10 protein-coding genes and 1 pseudogene are annotated in these 19,091 nt (G+C 55.7%); 6 read left to right on the plus strand and 5 right to left on the minus strand.

Annotation, left to right across the window (positions count from 1 at the left end):
• The first annotated feature begins 69 nt into the window (after positions 1-69).
• The 3 genes and pseudogenes from Fuma_RS11805 (at position 70) to Fuma_RS11815 (ending at position 3,934) form a co-directional block, all read left to right on the plus strand.
• Positions 70-459, plus strand: a pseudogene (locus Fuma_RS11805) (GxxExxY protein).
• A 603-nt stretch (positions 460-1,062) separates the two neighbouring features.
• The gene (locus Fuma_RS11810; RefSeq protein ID WP_077024321.1) at positions 1,063-2,721 is read left to right on the plus strand and encodes a phage tail protein; all 1,659 of its coding nucleotides are present in this window, start codon (positions 1,063-1,065) and stop codon (positions 2,719-2,721) included.
• A gap of 283 nt (positions 2,722-3,004) precedes the next feature.
• Positions 3,005-3,934, plus strand: coding sequence for an alpha/beta hydrolase (locus Fuma_RS11815; RefSeq protein WP_077024322.1), 930 nt, complete (start codon positions 3,005-3,007; stop codon positions 3,932-3,934).
• A 264-nt stretch (positions 3,935-4,198) separates the two neighbouring features.
• Here the strand turns inward: Fuma_RS11815 and Fuma_RS11820 are convergent, their stop codons facing one another.
• Positions 4,199-4,891 (minus strand): SOS response-associated peptidase family protein, encoded by a 693-nt coding sequence (locus tag Fuma_RS11820; RefSeq protein WP_077024323.1) that lies wholly within the window; start codon positions 4,889-4,891, stop codon positions 4,199-4,201.
• A 108-nt stretch (positions 4,892-4,999) separates the two neighbouring features.
• A complete protein-coding gene (locus tag Fuma_RS11825; RefSeq protein ID WP_077028254.1) occupies positions 5,000-6,145 on the minus strand; it encodes a methyltransferase in 1,146 nt (381 codons plus the stop codon).
• Between the two features lie 249 nt (positions 6,146-6,394).
• Between Fuma_RS11825 and Fuma_RS11830 the strand changes: the two genes are divergently transcribed.
• A complete protein-coding gene (locus tag Fuma_RS11830; protein ID WP_077024324.1) occupies positions 6,395-7,669 on the plus strand; it encodes an anaerobic sulfatase maturase in 1,275 nt (424 codons plus the stop codon).
• A 5-nt stretch (positions 7,670-7,674) separates the two neighbouring features.
• Here the strand turns inward: Fuma_RS11830 and Fuma_RS11835 are convergent, their stop codons facing one another.
• Together Fuma_RS11835 and Fuma_RS11840 are read right to left on the minus strand one after the other, a co-directional pair.
• Positions 7,675-8,220 (minus strand): phosphonate degradation HD-domain oxygenase, encoded by a 546-nt coding sequence (locus Fuma_RS11835; protein WP_099091795.1) that lies wholly within the window; start codon positions 8,218-8,220, stop codon positions 7,675-7,677.
• 17 nt (positions 8,221-8,237) lie between these two features.
• On the minus strand, positions 8,238-11,000 hold the full coding sequence (locus Fuma_RS11840) for a serine/threonine protein kinase (RefSeq protein ID WP_077024326.1): 2,763 nt from the start codon (positions 10,998-11,000) through the stop codon (positions 8,238-8,240).
• Positions 11,001-12,157: 1,157 nt separating this feature from the next.
• On the opposite strand from Fuma_RS11840, the gene dnaG reads away from it, so the two are divergent.
• Together dnaG and rpoD are read left to right on the plus strand one after the other, a co-directional pair.
• Complete coding sequence (gene dnaG / locus Fuma_RS11850; protein ID WP_077024328.1) at positions 12,158-14,062, plus strand: DNA primase; 1,905 nt, start codon at positions 12,158-12,160, stop codon at positions 14,060-14,062.
• A gap of 21 nt (positions 14,063-14,083) precedes the next feature.
• Positions 14,084-15,730: an RNA polymerase sigma factor RpoD gene (gene rpoD / locus Fuma_RS36565; RefSeq protein WP_077024329.1), complete on the plus strand. Its 1,647-nt coding sequence runs from the start codon at positions 14,084-14,086 to the stop codon at positions 15,728-15,730.
• Positions 15,731-15,814: 84 nt separating this feature from the next.
• Here rpoD and Fuma_RS11860 read toward each other — a convergent pair whose 3' ends face one another.
• A complete protein-coding gene (locus Fuma_RS11860; protein ID WP_077024330.1) occupies positions 15,815-18,580 on the minus strand; it encodes a trypsin-like peptidase domain-containing protein in 2,766 nt (921 codons plus the stop codon).
• Positions 18,581-19,091: the final 511 nt, after the last annotated feature.

Raw genomic sequence — 19,091 nt, forward strand, 5'->3', positions numbered from 1 at the left:
AAACTCTGCGTTCCTCTGCGCCTCAGCGCCCTCTGCGTTTAACAAGAAACTGCAGACTTGAGTAACCTCATGCACGAAAACGAAATCTCAGAACGAATTATCGGCAGCGCCATCGAAGTCCACCGCCAACTCGGCCCCGGCTTACTCGAATCCGTCTACTAAGAAGCCTTGTGCTACGAACTCTCCAAGGCTGGTCTCAGCTTTGAACGCCAGCAGCCCGTTCCCATCAAATACAAGCATATCAAACTCTCCGCACCACTTCGGCTGGATCTGGTCGTCGAAGGAAAAGTCATCATCGACAACAAGTCTAAGGTCGAAGTCACGCCCATCGACAAACAGCAGCTGTTGACATACCTACGACTCTGCGATGTCAAACTTGGCTTGCTCATCAACTTCAACGTCATCCGACTGGTCGACGGCGTGGTTCGTGTTGTGAACGGTTTGGAAGACGGTGCCTAAATCTTCAACGCGGTGCACGCAGAGTCGCAGAGGGCCGCAGAGATTGCCCGGCCTGTGTGGTTCTCTTTCCTCTGCGAATCTCCGCGCTTCTGCGTCCTTCGCGTTAAAGTAAAACGCTCACCAATAAAGTAAGTCACGCATCTGCGGCGTGCACAGGCACCATTCAAACTCGGTCTACTTCAGCCACGAAATCGGAATGGGAAACGAAGCTTAAACATTCAACGCGGAGGACGCAGAGTCGCAGAGGAACACAGAGATTGCGCGGCAGAGACGCGGTGGTTGGAGCGAGGTACGAACGAAGCCACGGAACAAACGACCGGAATGCATGGCAACCTCTGAAGTGCATGCTGCTGGGTTTTCTTCGCTTCGCTCAGTCCAACCCTGGCCACACATTGCGGTGATGGTCCGGAAGTAGCGAGGGTAACGGAAATGCAGCTCCGGGCCTTAATGCTTGCAGCCTTCGAATTTTTCCCTGAACTTTCTTTCAAAGCGACCGTTGCAATCCGGTAATTCTTTAAGCAGCAAACGACACCCAGTAAGGGTGGCGGCATTGGGGTGCCGCTCTTCTGTCAACCAACTTCTGCTCTCACCGGATTCTCGTCTATGTCTCGCCGCCGAAAATCGAGGTCACCGAAAATTGCGATCGAATCACTTGAGGCACGGGCGCTTTTGTGCGCGACTTTTGACCTAATTCACTACGGCGCGGAAACATTCGATGAGTTCACGTGGCCATCCAGTGAGTCGGCTGCTGCCTACGAAGTTTGGTTGAACGACGCGGAGACGAATCAGTTAGCTTATCGCGAAGACGGGTTAACCGCTCCGGAATTGAATCTCGAATCCATCGACGACGGCGACTACTTCGCCTGGATTCAGGACGAAAACGCGGACGGGAATGGCCCGTGGCGAGAGCGTCAACGGATCAGAATTGTGAACGGTCAACTCATCGGAACCGCAGGATTGCTGCAATGGCAGCCGATGGCCGGGGCGGAAACTTATGAGGTTTGGATTTCGAAAGATGGCCTACGCGTCGATCGCGTGAGTGGCCTGACCTCCAATTCCTATCAGCTTCCAGCGATGGACGACGGCAGCTACGACTATTGGATCCAGCGTGAAGACAGCGACGGCCGTGGCGACTGGAACACGAAGTTGTCATTTGAGGTCCAATCCGGCGGACTCGTCATTACAACAAGCCCGGGGACTCTGACGTGGAACGCTGATGACGCCAGCTATAGCTACGAAATCTGGATCAGCGCGAAAGACTCGAACGAACGCGTGGCTGGATCGAAAGGACTTGCCAGCGCGGCATTCGAAGTCCCCGCCCTCGAAGATGGCGCTTATGACGTTTGGATTAGAGACGAAAACTCAGACGGCAGCGGCACATGGCGAAGCAAAAAGTCATTCGTAGTGGACGCGGGGCAGCTAAACGCGACGCCGACTGTTGGCACACTTGAGTGGGAAGCTGATGCCGGCGCGATCAGCTACGACATCTGGATCAGTGCGTGGGGGACAACCAGCCGCATCGCTGGAGAAGCTGGTCTGACAGAAGCGGAGTATCGTGTCCCGGACCTCGACGCAGGTGCCTATGACTATTGGATCCGCGCCAACAACAGTGACGGTGCCGGGGCATGGAGCAAACGAGAATCGTTTGTGGTTCACGACGGCACGCTATCGGTGGCTGGATCGGTCGGAGAACTCACCTGGGCCGCTGATCCCGACGCGCTCAGTTACGATATCTGGATCAAGGGTGAATCGTCCGACCGGAATATCGTATCGGAATCCGGAATCGATAGTCCTTCAACCGAAGTCGGTTACCTCATTGATGGGACATACTATTACTGGGTGAGAACCAACACTGCCAAAGATTCTGTTTGGAGTGACCAGCGAGTGTTTCGGGTTTCCAATGGAGAGCTCCTTACGTCCTCGGGCTATTTGTATTGGGGACACGAAGCGGACGCATTCAGCTACGAGATTTCCGTCGAGGAAGTCGGCGATGGCGGACGCGAGGTTTTTCAGCAAAGCGGAATCACGGAAACTCAAATAGACATACCATTGTTAGCCGATGGCCAATATCAGTTTCGCATTCAATATGAAAACAGAGCTGGCAAAGGAAGCTGGAGTGACTTCAACTTGTTTGCAGTCGAAGATGGAAGGGTGCAGCGATTCCAAAACGGCTCTTTTGGAACAGTCGTATCTGGAATTGCATTTTCCAACGGATTCAATTGCACGGCCAACGCAAATGAGCCAGTGACACTGCACTTGTAGACCAGCAAGTCCCACGTGCAGTTCAAGACTTAAGTTCTCTGCATGGCGTGCCGCAGCGTGGCGTCGGTTCGAGCGGGCCGGCGGGGTGAGCTCCCAGACAAGCGAGCCACCCAGAGTACAACGCACCGAAGTTCACTCAGCTTCGCGCAGTTGAACCTCGACCGCCAGTAGCTCTATTCGCGCACCGCACGCCCCGAACCACGGATGGATGACGGCGGAACAGGAATGGCTATGATGCTCAACTGAGTTCATCATTCCTGTTCCGTATAACTGAGGCTCCGAAATGAAATCATTGATGATTTGTGTCACTCTGTTGGCCGTGTCTGCTGCTGCGATAGCGGATGAAAAAACGAAGAAGCCAGCCAAGCCTAAACCTGCGACACTCGCGCCGACTCAGGCGAATGTTTCTTATGGGCCGGACAAGATGAATGTGATCGACTTCTGGCAGGCGGAAGGTGAGGGGCCTCGGCCGTTGCTCGTTTATATTCACGGTGGCGGCTGGTACGGTGGCGACAAGAAGCGGTCGAAGCGAGATGTTCAGCCGTTTCTGGACAAAGGCATTTCCTACGCCGCGGTCAACTATCGTTTGTCCGGCAAGGCTCCTCTGCCAGCTCCTGTCCATGATGCCGCTCGAGCGATTCAATTCATTCGTTCAAAGGCCGCCGAGTGGAACATTCGCACAGACCGAATTGCTCTGACTGGCGGCAGTGCGGGAGCCTGCACATCAATGTGGTTGCTGACTCATGATGATCTCGCAGACCCAAAGTCCGACGATCCCGTTGAACGAGAATCCACACGTGTCACAGCAGCCGCGGTTGCGGGCGGCCAGACATCGATCGATCCCAAACAGATCGAACCCTGGCTCGGGCCGATGGTGCTGCAGCACAATATGATCAACATGGCGGTCGGCGAAAAAACGATCGAAGGCGCATTGAAGAACTACGACAAGCACAAACCTCTGTATGTCGAATTCTCAGCCTACAACCACGTGACTGCCGATGATCCTCCGCTGCTGATGACTTATGGCAACGACATGACTCTCCCATCGAAAAATGCAGGCCATGGGATTCATCATCCGGTCTACGGAGTGAAGATGAAAGAAAAGTGCGACAGCGTCGGACAGGAATGCCACCTGTTGATCTCCGGCGTTTCAAAGTCTGAAGAATACGCCAACTCGCACGCGTTTCTGTTCGACAAGCTACTGGCGCCGTAGTCGGCACCGCCGGCTACAAGAAAGCGTCTGGTGGCACCAGGCAAACGTTTCGTAACGTCGCAACGCGATAAGCGACACCGCCTTCCTCAACTCAAGGCGGGCTCTACTTCGCGTGTTCAAAGTGAGACACGGTTCTGATAGCTCTCAGCATATGGTTGGGAGCGTCAGCCCGTGGTTCAGCTCGCAACGTTCGCGTGCCATGCCGGAAGGTCGCATCATGCAAGCCTTGCCTAAGCGCTAGGTCGGATGACTGAAAACGGCGGTTTAGAACAGGCTTTTCTGGCTATCGTTTTTGGGCTTCTTCGGTACGTGCTCCATTTGCATAGCATCTGCCGGCAACGGGCGAAACAGGTCTGAGATCTGCTCGTATTCGGTGTTCTCATGCGAACAGTAGTGAGCGATCTGTTCCACATCCGTCAGTAGCGCAGGTTGCCGCATTCTGCCCGTGCGGTGAGCTGCCACCAGTTCATTGGCGTCGGTCGTCAGCATGACGCAGGAATCGACTGCTATCTTATTGCCATTTCCGTCTTCGCCCTGGAACGTGTCCCACAATCCGGGGATGGCAAACGTTTCGTGATCTGGCAGAGTATAGAGGCCTTCGCCACCATCGATATGCGGCTCACAAAAGCCATTCGCAATCAACACGCAACGTTGACGCCATGCGAGCTTCCACGGCCACGTGGTGTTGATGGATTCTGAACGCGCATTAATCTTGCCTCGCTGGAATGCAGTCGCCGTCTTTATCTTACCGCCTGGCTTCCATGATTTTGGAAGCAGCCCCCAGACTCGGTTTTCGGCGATCCATTCATCGTCCAGCGACAATCTCAGCACAGCCACGGTCGACAATGGGTAAGCCTGAATGGGAACCATCTTTAGTGTGGACCACCAGTTGACCTTTAACTGGCTGAAGCCCATCTGAATCGTGCCGACCTTCTGGCCAGGATAGTGGTGACACATGTGACATTCCTTTAAAGCTCGCCGCAGCCGCTACCTTTCAACGGTCTGTGTTTGGCACTGGTTGCACTATCGATTATGGCGGCCGAGTTGCCAAGACTTTGCGAGCTGTCAGGCCGCAATAAGCTGGTACAGTGAAGTCACTTCTTTAGAACGGGCTTCGTACAGCGGATCGGATTGATCCATTGCCTTTGCATGAACGGGTGACGTGTCCAGTTTTTCCTCCACCTTCAGACCGGACTGTTGGATCCAGTTCAGCAAGTCGTTGGCCCCTCGTAGTCCAATATGCTCAGCAAGGTTAGATATCACCAGCCAGGCTTGTCCGTTTTCATTCAGACGCGATCCCACACCGTTAAGAAATGACTTTAGCATGCGACTTTTGGGATCGTAGATTGCCTGATCAATCGGCGTATTTGCTTTTGCCGGCACCCAGGGCGGGTTGCAGACGATAAGATCTGCTTTGCCTTCCGGGAACAGGTTCTTCTCCGCCAGGCTGGTGTTGTCCTGCATGTTCAGGCGTTGAAAATTGCGGGCAGCGCACTGCAGGGCACGAGGACTGATGTCGATGGCCGTCACGTGGCTGACGCCGCGTGCAACCAGAATAGCGGCGATCACGCCAGTGCCGGTGCCAACATCCCAGGCGACATTGGGACTGTCGGCCGAGGCCTGCTGAAACGATGCCTGGTGAATGAGATCAAGGTACTCGCCGCGGTTGGGCGAATAGACACCGTAGTCGGCATGAATATTCGCTTTCAGTGCCGAAATGTACACGCCCTTCTTTCGCCACTCGTCCGCCCCGATCATTCCCAGTGCCTCGCGCAGAGACAGCACCAAACGAGGCAGCGCGGTTTCGCCCAGGGCATGTTCAACAGCCTGCTGCAAATCGGGAGCACGATTCAGCGGACATTTGCCGTCGACGAGTTCGATCAAAACCTTATTGACGATGTTGGCCCGACCAATTTGTCGCGACCGAAGCTGATGAAATGCCTCCAGCAACGTCAACACCGGCTTTACCGCCTGCCGGTCGACTCGGCGAGTAATCGCCTGCAGCAACTGTTTGGCATTCTGAAAATCGCCCTGATACAAGACAGCCGTCCCGGCGCACGCTCGCCAATACGCCGCGTCGGCCGTTGTGGTATCGTCCACGATGACCACGTTTTTGGGCGGCGGTTGCCCTGACTCAGACTGCCATCCAGCTGTCTGAGTTTCCGAGCGATCCTGCCAGGACAGTGTTTGAGATGGTTTCGGTTTGGTCATGAAGTTCAGAATGTTGAAATTGCGAAGGGCAAGGTTCCCGCCGCATGAAAGTTCTGGCGTGGATGTTTCAAACCACGGAATACACCGAACACTCACAAATAGACACCAGCGCACCAGAGCTTTCTATAAAATTGCCATCGAAGGGTATCGGCTACAGGTCGTGGCCTTGTTGTTTGACGCATCTCTCCGTGTATCCTGTGTCGTTCGTCGTCACCCGTCCGCGATGTCATCCGTCGTCAGAAAGGCAGCATGAGTTCCACCGCCCGAAGCACTGAATCTGCCTTCACTGACCTGCCGTTTCATGTGATGACCAAGCCGATTGGTCCCATCTGCAACCTGGACTGCACGTACTGTTACTACCTGCATAAGGAAGAATTATATCCGGACAGCAAATGGAAGATGGGCGACGATTGCCTCGAATCTTACATCCGCCAGTACATCGATGCTCAACCGGCTAACACGCCGGAAGTCACGTTTGCGTGGCAGGGCGGCGAACCGACTTTGCTGGGCATTGATTTCTTCGAACGCTGTGTTCAGATCCAGCAGCAGTGTGCTCGGCCCGGCATGAAGATCGCAAACACTCTGCAAACCAACGGAGTTCTGCTGGACGACGACTGGTGCCGTTTCTTCCTGAAGAACGGTTTCCTAATTGGGCTTTCAATCGACGGCCCGGCGGCATTTCACGATGCTTATCGAGTCGACCATCAGGGCAGTGGCAGCCATGCGAAGGTAATCGCCGCGTTACGGAAGCTGAAGAAGTTTGGTGTCGAATTCAACGCTTTGGTCGTGGTGAACCGAATCAACGGCAGCGAAGGAACTCGAATCTATCGCTACCTGCGAGACGCGGGTTGCCGGTATTTGCAGTTCATTCCAGCCGTCGAACAATCCGGCGTAGGACGGCATGCAGAACGCGAGCCCCCAACTTCGCGCCGTCCGACGCCGTACGACAATGCAGCAGATGCTGTCAGTTCCCGCAGCGTGCTTCCGGCACAATTCGGCCAGTTTCTGATCGACGTATTCGACGAATGGATTCAGCAGGATGTGGGGCGTGTCTTTGTGCAGATTTTCGACATGGCACTCAGCGCGTGGGTGGGAGTCGAACCTTCGCTATGCGTGTTCCGGCAAACCTGCGGTCGCGCCCTGGCGATGGAGCAAAACGGCGACGTCTATAGTTGCGACCACTTTGTGGAACCCGCGCATCTACTCGGCAATCTGAATGTCGTGCCGCTGGAAGAGCTGGTGAATTCCGGTCAGCAGCAGGCCTTCGGCGACGCCAAGCAAACCACTCTGCCACGCTACTGCATTGATTGCGAAGTCCGTCATGTCTGCAACGGCGAATGTCCGAAGAACCGGTTTCTGGCGACTCCTGATGGCGAAGCGGGGCTGAACTATTTGTGTGCCGGCTACCGAGCGTTCTTCAATCACGTGACCGGCCCAATGGAACGCATGGCGGCGCTGGTGAAAAGCGGGCAGCCGGCGGCACGGGTCATGGACGAAGCAGGCAAACGTCCAACGCAAGGCTGATATCATTAGTCGCGAAGCGCCGCTCGAAGATAAGGCTCGAAGTGTTCCAGCGATGGTGTTCGCAGGTCGCGAACTTTCGCCAGGTCGTCCCAGCGTCTCAAACGAACCGCGTCGTCCGCGAAGGGACCTGCGGCGAACTCAGCCACTTCCTCAGCGGACATCGGGCCGCCCTGAAGCTTCAGGCTGGTGATGGATGGGCCGCTTAAAGTCGCCATGTAGTCGGCGTCAGTAGCGCAGAGGTACCGTTTAGCCGGCACATGCAGTCGCACGGGTTCCGCGACGTCGCCGGCGAACATTGAAGTCAGAAAACGATAGCCCAATTCTTCGTGTTCATCGTCAACGCCGTGATCGGGAGCGTCTTCCGGCAACGCGTGAACAAGGTGCCCAATGTCGTGCAGCAACGCGGCTGAGATCAAAGCGGGTGAAGCACCATCCTCTTCGGCCAGCATGGCACATTGCAAAGCGTGTTCCCGTTGAGTGACCGCTTCACCGCCGTATTCTGAATCGCCTCGTTCGGAGAAAAGCTTCAAAATCGTGTCGACGGTGGGCATACAGAATTCGCTTCGGTTCAATCGTCGTCGGAACTGACCATTTCGGGTGTGTTGGCTTCCGCCGGCGCCGCTTCTTCGACAAGCAGGCGAGGCAGGTCGGCCGTATTGACGCCGGGCACAGACTGGTGCTCGTCCAGTTTGTAACCGGAATTTGAATTTCCGTAGAACAACGATTTATCCAGTTCAAACGCCGTCACTGGCAACTTGGTCAAACCGGCCGCCGATGTGGAATTAATAAGCTCAGGATTCACCCACAAGTCGGCTTTGAATTCGCTGACGTCAACTTCCAAGCCAGACAACGCTTCCTTCCAATGCCGTTTCCAGCGTTCGAAGCGATACTGTTCCGGTGTGTAATCCAGACTCGCGGAGTTCATGTCCCAATAGACTCCGAACTGGTAGTACAAATTGTGACTGCCTTGCCAAACCAGGAGATCACGCATTTCTGACAGGTAGGCGTTGCCTCGGGACTGGACCAGCACACCATCCGGCAGCAACGACGAAAACACATTCGAATAACTGGTAACAGTGATGGTTGGCACGTCACGTTCCTGATCGCCACCGCTTAGGCCTTCGCTGTCACGCATGCGGATGAGCGGTTGAGCCAACACCCACGACGTGTGTTCGAGGTCTACCGAAAGCTGCCCTGGACGTCCGGTGGAGGCACTGCCAATCTGTCGAGCTCGACCAATATTTTTGAGCAGCGACCCGTTCAACGCGAATGCCGACTGCCGCACTTTCAGGCTACCGTTGGTGCGGCCGGCGACAACGGCAAGGTGGCAGGTACCGCGAACCGCAACGTTGTTGAGTTCAATAAATGTTTCAACTGCTTCCTGCGGATCCACGGCTGCATCGATGAATCGAAACACGGACGCCTCGCGGGTCGTCGGGTTTTTGACATCAACCGTGCAGTCTCGCAGAGTCACCTGATTGGCACCGATGCACCTAAACAGCGCCCATTCATCAGAGCTGTCGCCGGATACGTTAATGCGAAAGTCGACACCGATGATTGTCAAATTCAGGTTGTTGCTGAGATAGAATAGCTGGTCCAGACTATCCTCGCCGCGAAATTCTATCAGAGGCCGACGGCCCGGCGCGGCTCGCAAAGTGAGACTCTCCGCAGCGCCAGTTGAACGGCGAGCCAGCGAAGATGTGGTTGTCGGCAAAGCGCCCTCAAAGTCCAACAGGATCTCATCGCCGGATCGCACTTCGGTCCATGCTTGATTCAGGGATTCCACGCGCTGTTCCGTCCGATCGGCTCGGACAATGCGAAACGGCTTAGCAGCTGGCGGTGTCGGAACGGCTGCTGGAGAATCGCGCCCGATCGTTCCGTCAGGCCCTGCAGTAGCCGACATATTTATGCCGGCACCCGCTTTGGACGTGCCAGCGTCGACAGTTTCCGGCGGTGAGTCATTGCTGCCTTCTGCACCATCGTCGCCATTAGTTGAAGGCCCGTTTGCTGGTGGAAGAGATTGGTCCGCCGCAGCGACGTCCCCGTTGTTACCGACGGGGCCACTTGCCGAATTCGCTCGCGCATTGGGCGGCAGGATAGATTCCACGATCGCGCGCAGTTCGCCTTCGGCCGTTTGCGGCGGCGTCGACGTAAAGTGAATGATCAAAGCCGTCGCGCACAGGACGAGCACCGCTCCAGTCAGAAACAGTGCACCAGAAAGTTCGCGAACGCGAGTGACGGCCATTCTGCGCCAGACGATGCCTTCCGCCGGTACGCTCCGTAGCCCGAGCTTCCCGGCAATCCCCAGTAGGTCGGCCAGCAACTGGCCAGGATCCTGGTACCGCTTCGTCGGGTCGGTGTTCATCATTTTCTGAACCACGATCGACAGTTCCTGCGGGATGTCTCGAAAAACCAATCGCGGATCGGGAGGCGTTTTGCCCTGATGGTCCAGCAGCTTTTGCAGCGCTGTGCCTTCCGGATACGGCGGACGGCCAGTCAGCATGTGGTAAACTGTGCAGCCCAAAGAATAGATGTCGCTGCGAATGTCGGCGGTGCGCGGATCTCGCGCTTGTTCCGGCGCGATGTAATCGAAGGTGCCCAGCGTGGTTCCGGCTACCGTGATGTCGCCGATGGAATCCGAAGTGTCGCGTCGGGCGAGTCCCAGGTCGACCACTTTAATGCGGCCGCTCTTGGTCAGAATAATATTGGACGGCTTAATGTCGCGATGCACAATGCCGGCCGCCGACACATGGCTGAGTGCCAGAGTTGACTGGATGGCATAGTTGACGGTCTCCTCCGGCGACAAACGCCCCTGGTCAACAATCATTTCCTTGATCGTGAGACCTTCGGCATATTCGTACGCGATGTAGTGAATGCCATCGTGTTCGTCCGCAAAAAAGACACGAGCCACATTGTCGTGATTCAACTGAGCACAGGCGCGAGCTTCGTTGCGGAAGCGGGCAATTAACGCAGGATCGGCAGCGATGCCGGGGTGCAGCACCTTCAACGCGACGTAGCGAGACAGCTCAAGGTCGACTGCTCGAAACACGGCTCCCATGCCGCCGGAACCGATGCGTTCTTCGACTTCGAAGTGACCAATCCGCAGCCCGCGTTCGGCGTTGTTTTGACTTCCCGGCGGTGCAAACAGGCGGTCGCGAATTTCCTGAGCACTCGGGTTCAGCTCGATTTCTGTCGAAAAATGAGAGCCCACATCGCTGGCGGATGTAACCACGGTATTCTGGTCGTCAGCAACCAGTGGACGTTCCGATAGCGGCACATCCGGAGTGGTCGAATGAGTGGGTTCGAGTTCAACGCTGGATTGGTGAGTCATTGAGTCACCGTTTCCACGGCGCGGATCGTTCTCTGCACCGGTCAAAGCAGAACAGCTTTCGTGAATACACCACGGCGTAAAACGTCAAATCGATTCGACAGACAGCCCCGGACAGATATTGCTTAACAGGGACTATAGTGTAATGCCCAACGGCGGCGCGGTCAAAAACTGTCTGCCACCAAGCCAGCCCCGGAACCCGATTCAGAAGGTGTCTTAAGACCGGTTGCGCCATTTGTAGGCTTCGGGGGCGAATTGGCCCGCCCGCCAGCCGGATTCGAAGCGTGACGGATTGAGTTGGCCACTTCTTGTGTTTTGCTTGCTATAGACGCCGCCGGGACATCGCTGTTCGACAATGGTCTCGACCGGGCCATCAGCCCTTAGTGTCGAAGACCACGCAAGCAAACGCCACCAAACCGTATTCGTGAGCACACTCCAAACTCTGAGGCCGCCAAACGTTTTGAGCACCGCTTCCAGAATGTCATGTCCCACTCCGGGCACAATCGCAGGGAATCGCTGCTCGTAGAGGTAGGCTGGGTGAGCTGTTTTCTGTGGATGTTGGGGGCGTGGGGGGAAGATTTCCGGTGGTTGCAGTTCCGTGGTCTGGCCAGTTCGGGGGAAATCCGGCCTGTTTTTCGGTTGCGAAAACTCGGAACGTTGTTCCTGGACAGACTTTAGGGTTCGTGGTTTCCGCAGCTTATCGGCCTTGAAAATCTTGACCAACACTGATCGGCGGATAGAATTGCTCGACTCCAGTGAAATCAGGCCAACGCACCCAAAAAGAGATGACTCGGTTCGATTACTCGACCAGCCTCTTCCAAACTCAAGGCTAAACATTGGAGTCCAGAACCGCTAGCGGAAATGGATCAGAGATTGTGAATGACGGTACGAAAAGGCAACGAAGTGCCTCAGCGATCATCGCAGCCTCAAACAATCTCACGCTGGGTGGCCGGGGATAGTCACCCGAAACTAGTCTGCACGATGCGGGCAGCATCGAATTGATTGCGAATCTTAGCGGCCGCATGACGGACGCCATTCGCCAGATGTTGAATCGAACGAACGTCGAAACAGATTGCGTGGCAAGTCAAACCGTGGGACAGCGTGTGTTCCACAATCATCAATACGTTAACGGAATTGGCATTACGCCACCGGAGTAACTTGTGTCCGTTGGATTTGGGGACGACTTCAAAGAACAGGTTCGTGCGGCCACAAATATTGCGGACCTGGTCTCAGAAACTGTCAACCTGATCCCGAACGGCCGCGACTTCAAAGGGCTGTGCCCGTTCCACGACGACAAAAACCCATCGTTTAATGTGTATCCCGATCGGCAGTCTTATCGCTGCTGGGTTTGCGACAAAGGAGGCGACTGTTTTACGTGGGTGCAGGAAATACAGATGGTGACCTTTCCGGAAGCTTTGGAGCTTCTGGCAGAACGAGCCAACATTGAGGTTCCGAAGAATAAAGGAACTCAGTTTTCGGCAGCCCCCAAAGAGGGCAAGGTTACTCAATACGAAATCGTCGAATGGGCCATCAACCTGATGCAGCAGGCTCTGCATTCCGGATCAGCCGGCGAGTTAGCTCGCACATACTTCAAAGGACGGAACTTAAGTCAGGATACGATTCGAAAATTTCGATTGGGCTTCCATCCAGAGGATTGGAGCTGGCTACTGGACAAGGCGAAAGGACGGTATTCGGAAAAGCAACTGGTGAGTGTCGGACTGGCCGGAGAACGCGACAACGGGCGAGGTTTTTACGACAACCTTGTCGGTCGCATCGTGTTTCCAATAATTGACGAAAGAGGTCGGCCGGTTGCGTTTGGAGGACGAGTGTTGCCGGGTGGCAACATCGAAAGCCCGGCGAAGTATTGGAATAGTCCGGAGAGTAGTATTTTTCTGAAGCGTCGCACTCTTTACGCATTCGATCAGGCTCGGGAAAAAATTCGTACAGACAAGGCGGCCGTAATTGTTGAAGGATATATGGACTGCATCGCCTGTCATCAGGCGGGCGTCACCAACGCGGTTGCCACCTTGGGAACCGCACTCACAGAAGATCATGTCAAATTTTTGAAACGTTTCGATTGCCGAGTTGTTTTGGTTTACGACGGAGACAACGCAGGTATCGCGGCGGCAGAACGCAGTATCGAACGGTTTCTGGCTCAGGATCTGGACCTTCGGGTCTTGACACTCAGCGACGGACAGGACCCGGCGGACTATTTGGATAAACACGGGACAGAGGAATTTCAGGCACTGATCGACGGTGCCCCGGAGGCATGGGAATACAAGTTGCAAACGTTGACCGGTCGACACGACATCGGCTCAGTCAGTGGTCAGCAACAGGTGTTAAATGAGATGCTCGACTTTCTGGCGGCAGCTCCCGGGCTGGCTGGCGGCATTCGAGAAGACCTGGTGATTCGACACGTCAGTCAGCGAGTTCAGATTGACGAATTAACTCTGCGGCGAGAACTTCAGGAGGTTCGGGGAAAAAAAGTATCACGAAACGTTGTGAGGCAGGAAGAACCGGTTAGGACGGAGCCCGTCATCACAATACGGATGAAAAGCGGCGACCTCGCAGAACGAGAATTGCTGGAAATTATTCTGACATCCCCCAAATACACGGACTACATTCGGCATCAGATCGGCCCGGGTGATTTTCATAACGATCAGCTTCGACGACTGTTGGAACTGTGTTTCGATCTTATCGCGGAAGAAGGAATCCTTCCCGATCCTCAAAGTGTCATGGCAGCAGCCGATTCCGATTCAGCCATCCTGAATCTGATGAACGCCCTGCTTGATTCGGCGAGCGAGAAAGGAATCTCAAACCTGATGAACGAGCAGCCACTTGATCATCAGGAGAGTGACGGAGCCGTAGTTCCGGCACATCTGCAGCGGGTCCTTGCCCCGTTGCTTTCTCGGCGTGATAAAATCCAGAACATGTTGTCGAAACAGCAAATGGCTCAGGCGCCCGCGTCATCGAGCGAACTCAACAGCGACACAGTGGATGCACTCCGGCGTATCTTTAGTTTTCGAAAAGGCCAAATGGGCGACAATCCGCCCCGGCTGAAATAATCGCCTCAGGAGCTTACGATCATGCATCGTTTGGACGAAACACTCTCGCAACTCGTTTCACTCGGTATGAAGCAGGGATACCTGTACTTCTCTCAGGTACACGATTACCTGCCGAATGAAGCCGAAGATCCGCGCAAGCTGGATCATCTGATTATGGTTTTGGAAGACCTGAACCTGGATCTGCGCACCGACCCGATTGTCTACGAAGACGAAAATCCGGCCGACAAAAAGCGTCGCCGTCCGGAAATCCGTCTCGAAGAAGAACCAACTCGCGGCACAGAAGATCCGATTCGCATGTACCTCACGCAGATGGGCGAAATTCCACTGCTGACTCGCGAAGAAGAAATCTTTCTGGCCAAGCAGATTGAAGTGACTCGCCGGCGTTTTCGTCGAGCACTGCTGAACTGCGACTTTTCGATGAATCATGCCTTTGAGGTGCTGTCGCAGGTCCATCGCAGCGAACTGCCCTTCGACCGCACGATCAAAGTATCGATGACGGAGAGCCTCGAAAAAGAACAGATCATCGGCCGCATGCCGCACAATCTGGTCACCGTGGCTTCCATCCGCGAACGTGACCTGACCGACTTCGCCATGGCTCGGTCACTGGGCCTGGACACGAAGAAGGGCATGGAAATCCGCGCACGCATCGACGAACGGCGTCGCCGCAGTGTCACGCTTCTTGAAGAAATGAGCCTGCGAACTCAGCGTCTGCAACCGTGCATGAAGCGGCTGGAACAGATTTCTGCTCGCATGCTCGACCTGCAGGATCAGATCAACAATCTGAAAGATCTGTCGTCGGCGGAAGACGAACGCAAGTGCATGCAAAAAGAACTGCACGACCTGATCGACCTCACGATGGAAACGCCGAATTCACTGGCGGCCAAAATGGAGGCTCTGGCGTTACGGTACGAAGAATACGAACAGGCGATGCGAGACCTTTCCGGCGGCAACCTACGACTGGTTGTGTCGATCGCGAAAAAGTATCGCAACCGTGGCCTGACATTCCTGGACCTGATTCAGGAAGGTAACACGGGGCTGATGCGAGCGGTCGACAAGTACGAATACCGTCGCGGGTATAAGTTTTCAACCTACGCCACGTGGTGGATTCGCCAGGCGATCACGCGAGCCATCGCCGACCAGGCTCGCACGATTCGTATTCCTGTGCACATGATCGAAACGATGTCCAAGCTGCGAGCCGCCGCTCGTGACCTGCTACAGGAAATGGGCCGCGAACCGTCCGTCGATGAGATGGCAGAAGTCGCCGACGTGCCAATCGAAGAAGCTCGTCGCGTGATGCGAATCAGCCGCCAGCCGATCAGCCTGGACAAGCCACTTGGCGAAGGCGAAGACAACAGCTTCGGCGAATTCGTCGAAGATAAAAGCAACGACAGTCCGGTCAGCAATGCCGCTTCTGAAATGCTGAAGGACAAGATCGATTCGGTACTGAAGACGCTGACTTACCGCGAACGTGAGATCATCAAACTGCGTTACGGCCTGGGCGATGGTTACACGTACACGCTGGAAGAAGTCGGCCGCATCTTCAAGGTGACCCGAGAACGAGTTCGCCAGATCGAAGCCAAGGCTGTTCGCAAGCTGCAGCATCCGGTTCGCAGCCGACAGTTGCAGGGATTCCTTGAAGGCATCACGGCGATCGCAGCTGGTCACTAAGCAGTCTGTGATTTCCGTCGGCGAATAGCCGACGCAGTGGCAGCATAAAGCCTCGGGCGAAAGCCCGAGGTTGCCGCCCGCCGCCTACAACCGCGACCGAACCGCGTCCAATGCTTTCTGAGCATTGTGCCTGACCGAGAAGTCTTTGCCGGTCGCCACTTTCTCCAGCAGTGGAACGCATTTGGCCGTGCCGATCTTCTGCAGCACACCCAACAATTCGCGTTTGGCGAAGCCGTCGCTAATCGAATCGAACGCGTCCAGGATCGGCTCTTCGGCGGGCTCACCTGCTTCGATCAACTTCTGCTTGATGTCCCGACGCAGCCGAATGTTGTTCATGTGTGCGATCAGTTTCGGGTAAAGGCCCTCGGCATCCAGTGCGATCAACCGCGAGATGGCTGTTTTGCGAGCGGCATCGAACAGGTGATTGTCGTTGTTGACAACGGCCCAGAAGTCATCGATGGCGCCGTCATCCGCCCAGTGACATAGTGCCTCCGCAGCCGCTGCTTTGACGAAGTCGCTGCTGTTGAGTCGATGATTCTCAACAACGTTTAAAACTTCATCGCGTTTGTCTGGCACGATGGCGATCCTGCCCAGGCGAGCCAGATGCGACTTGGCTCCCAGGCCCCCTTTGGCGCTGCGGACGTCGGCCAGAATCTGATCGATCAATTCCGGATTCGGAACCGCTGCCTCTTCGGCCCGCTGCTTTTTCTGAGCTTCCGCTTTCGCCAACGCAGCTTCGCGTTCGCGTTTAATGTCGGCGGGATCTCGCAGGTGGTAGCTGACAGTGATCGGCAGTTTGTCTGTGGTGCCGTCATCATCGTTCTGAATAATCGTCGCCTTGTAGTCCAGGCTGGCGGGAACTCCGAGTTTTGTGTCGAAGACAACCTCGCCTGATCCACGGACCGTCAGGTACGGTCGATTGGGATCCTTTGTCGTGAGGAATTCGTAATCCTTGTGAATGGAGACTCGATCGTTCAACTCCGCGCCGCGTTTCCACGCCGTTTTTTCCGTGGCAGGGATCACCTTGATGGTTTCTTCCTGGGGCTCGTTGCCAAACGGATTGAAACCGCCGCGCCGACCGCCGAAGGGTATTCGCGAACGCATGCGACTGATCGGGTCATTCGCCTGCCGCTTAACGATCCGTACAGACGTGATAATTTCACTGGCCCACGACTTGTCGCCGTCCGGGTCGAGCGGCTCAATGAAGAACTGACCGATTGGGCCGAGTACGAATGGCAGGCTGCCGTCGCCGTTGAATTCGACAACTTCGCCGCTGGCATTGACCTTCATACGACCTCGATCATGGTTGGATGACGGCATCATCGGAAAGCCGCCAAACCGCATTCGGCGTGGATCGAAGGATTGCGATTCGGTAAACGTCGCCGTGTAATCAATGTCGTAAACCGTTCCACCGCTGTTGCCCCACACCTTGATGAACGCGACCGTCGGTGTGACTTTTCTGGCCAGAACCGGGCCTTCCAGCCTGGCTGGCGGCGCGACGGGCGGAGGCGTGAACCCGTTCTGCTGCATCAGGTTAGAAAGTTCGTTGACCGGCACAGCGAAGCCGACCGAACTGGCAGCACTACTGGCAATTTTACTGCTGGCAACGCCAATCACCTGACCGGAATCATTGACGATCGGACCGCCACTATTGCCGGGATTAATCGGAGCATCAGTTTGAATATTTTTGCCGTGCTTCGGATGCATCACGATCCCCGCGACCGCTCCTGTGGCCACTTTAATGCCGGTGCCCAGCACGTCCGACATAGGAAACCCGAACGCTCGTACGGTTTCCGCCAGTTGCACTTTGTCCGAATCCGCGAATGTCGAAACCGGTAGTCCGCCGGCTTCGATCTGGATCAGTGCCAGATCCAGCTTACGGTTTTCGACCAGCACTTTGGCGGAGTATTTCTGTTCGCCCAGTGTGACTTCGATTCGCTTCGCACCATTCACCACATGAGCACACGTGGCGATGATTCCGTTGGCCGCCACAACAAAGCCGCTGCCACTGGCTTCCTGTTCGTCTGTGTGTTCCTTCCCGTCCGACACGACCTTGTACGTGCACGTGCCACTGATGTTTTGTTTTGTGCCGCCGTGATCAGCCGCAATCGTCAGTTGATAAACATGTTCCTGACCGGAAGCCCAACGATAAGAAAGCCGATCAGCAGGCGCGACGGCTGCTGGCGCGGGCACGGCGTCGTTCTTCGGCGGTGCAGGTACATCCTGTGCAACGACAGTCGGTGCCTGAGGACGCGGAACAGTATCCTCAGGCGTCACGGCGTTCCCGCGTTCTGTGTCAGGCGCTGCATTTTCAGCCACGTTATTCACAGCAGGCGGCGTGGCCGGTGGTGCCGCTGGTGGTGCCGCTGGTGGTGGCGCCGTCTGAGAAGTCGTCGAAGCGTTGGCGGCTGGCTGAGCAGCAGGTTCGGTTTGAGCGACAGCGGGTTTCGCTGGGGCGTCGTCCTTTAACAGATAGAAGATCGCACTTGGGAAGGCGATGAGTGCAGTCACAATCGCCGCGCCGATCGCCCCTAAAACAATAAAGCTTTCCTTTTTCGCTCGCACGACATCTTCGTCGATATACTCGTCCACCAGTTCGTGGTCGTCGATTGGCCTCGTCGCGCGAGCTGGCTTCGTGCGCGGCGCCGGTGGTGGTGGTTTCTGAGTGCGCCGTGGCTGCGCGGGGCGAGTTTGCGTCGGCCGGGCCGAGCGGTCAGAAGTGGACGGCAGTGACTCGGCGAGGCTGATTTGCTCGTCGCAGCGAGGACAGGCGATTGACGGCTTACGAGTGTTGCTGCGGATTCGCAGTTTCGCAAGACAGCCGGGACATTGGATGACGGTGTGACTCATTCGCAGATTCCCCAGTCTGTAGATGCCACCTGCCGGTTGACACAGTCTCAACTCGAAAGTGATTGGGAGACCTGTCACGCAGCTTACGCATTTGCCCTTCACATCGAATGGGCTAATCCCCCTTGGCGAACGGACCGTTGACATTGTGCGAAGTTTTGCAAGTGCGTGCAACAAATTGCGTCGCGGATTCGATGCCCGTCCGCCCTTCCACAATCTGCGAATAGCAGCGTTCCGACGCTTAAGCCGCGGGAATACGGAGAAGAATCCGCTCCTTCAGCGACAGCAATGTTGCCGGTGGTTTTCGGCGGTCGCACAAACCGTGAGCTGCAGCAAGCCGAAGGGCAACACGTCGTCATCAACTGAACGATGCTGGCACACAAATAGCTTTTCGCTGTCGCCGCACCACCTGTTCCCCGGGACGACCGTTTGCTGACGGCGGAGCGGCGTAATCGGATTGACAGAATCCTCCAGAGGTCGCAATTTCGACACGTGAGTCACAGATCAAAAATGT

It is taken from the genome of Fuerstiella marisgermanici, from assembly GCF_001983935.1.
GTDB lineage: Bacteria > Planctomycetota > Planctomycetia > Planctomycetales > Planctomycetaceae > Fuerstiella > Fuerstiella marisgermanici.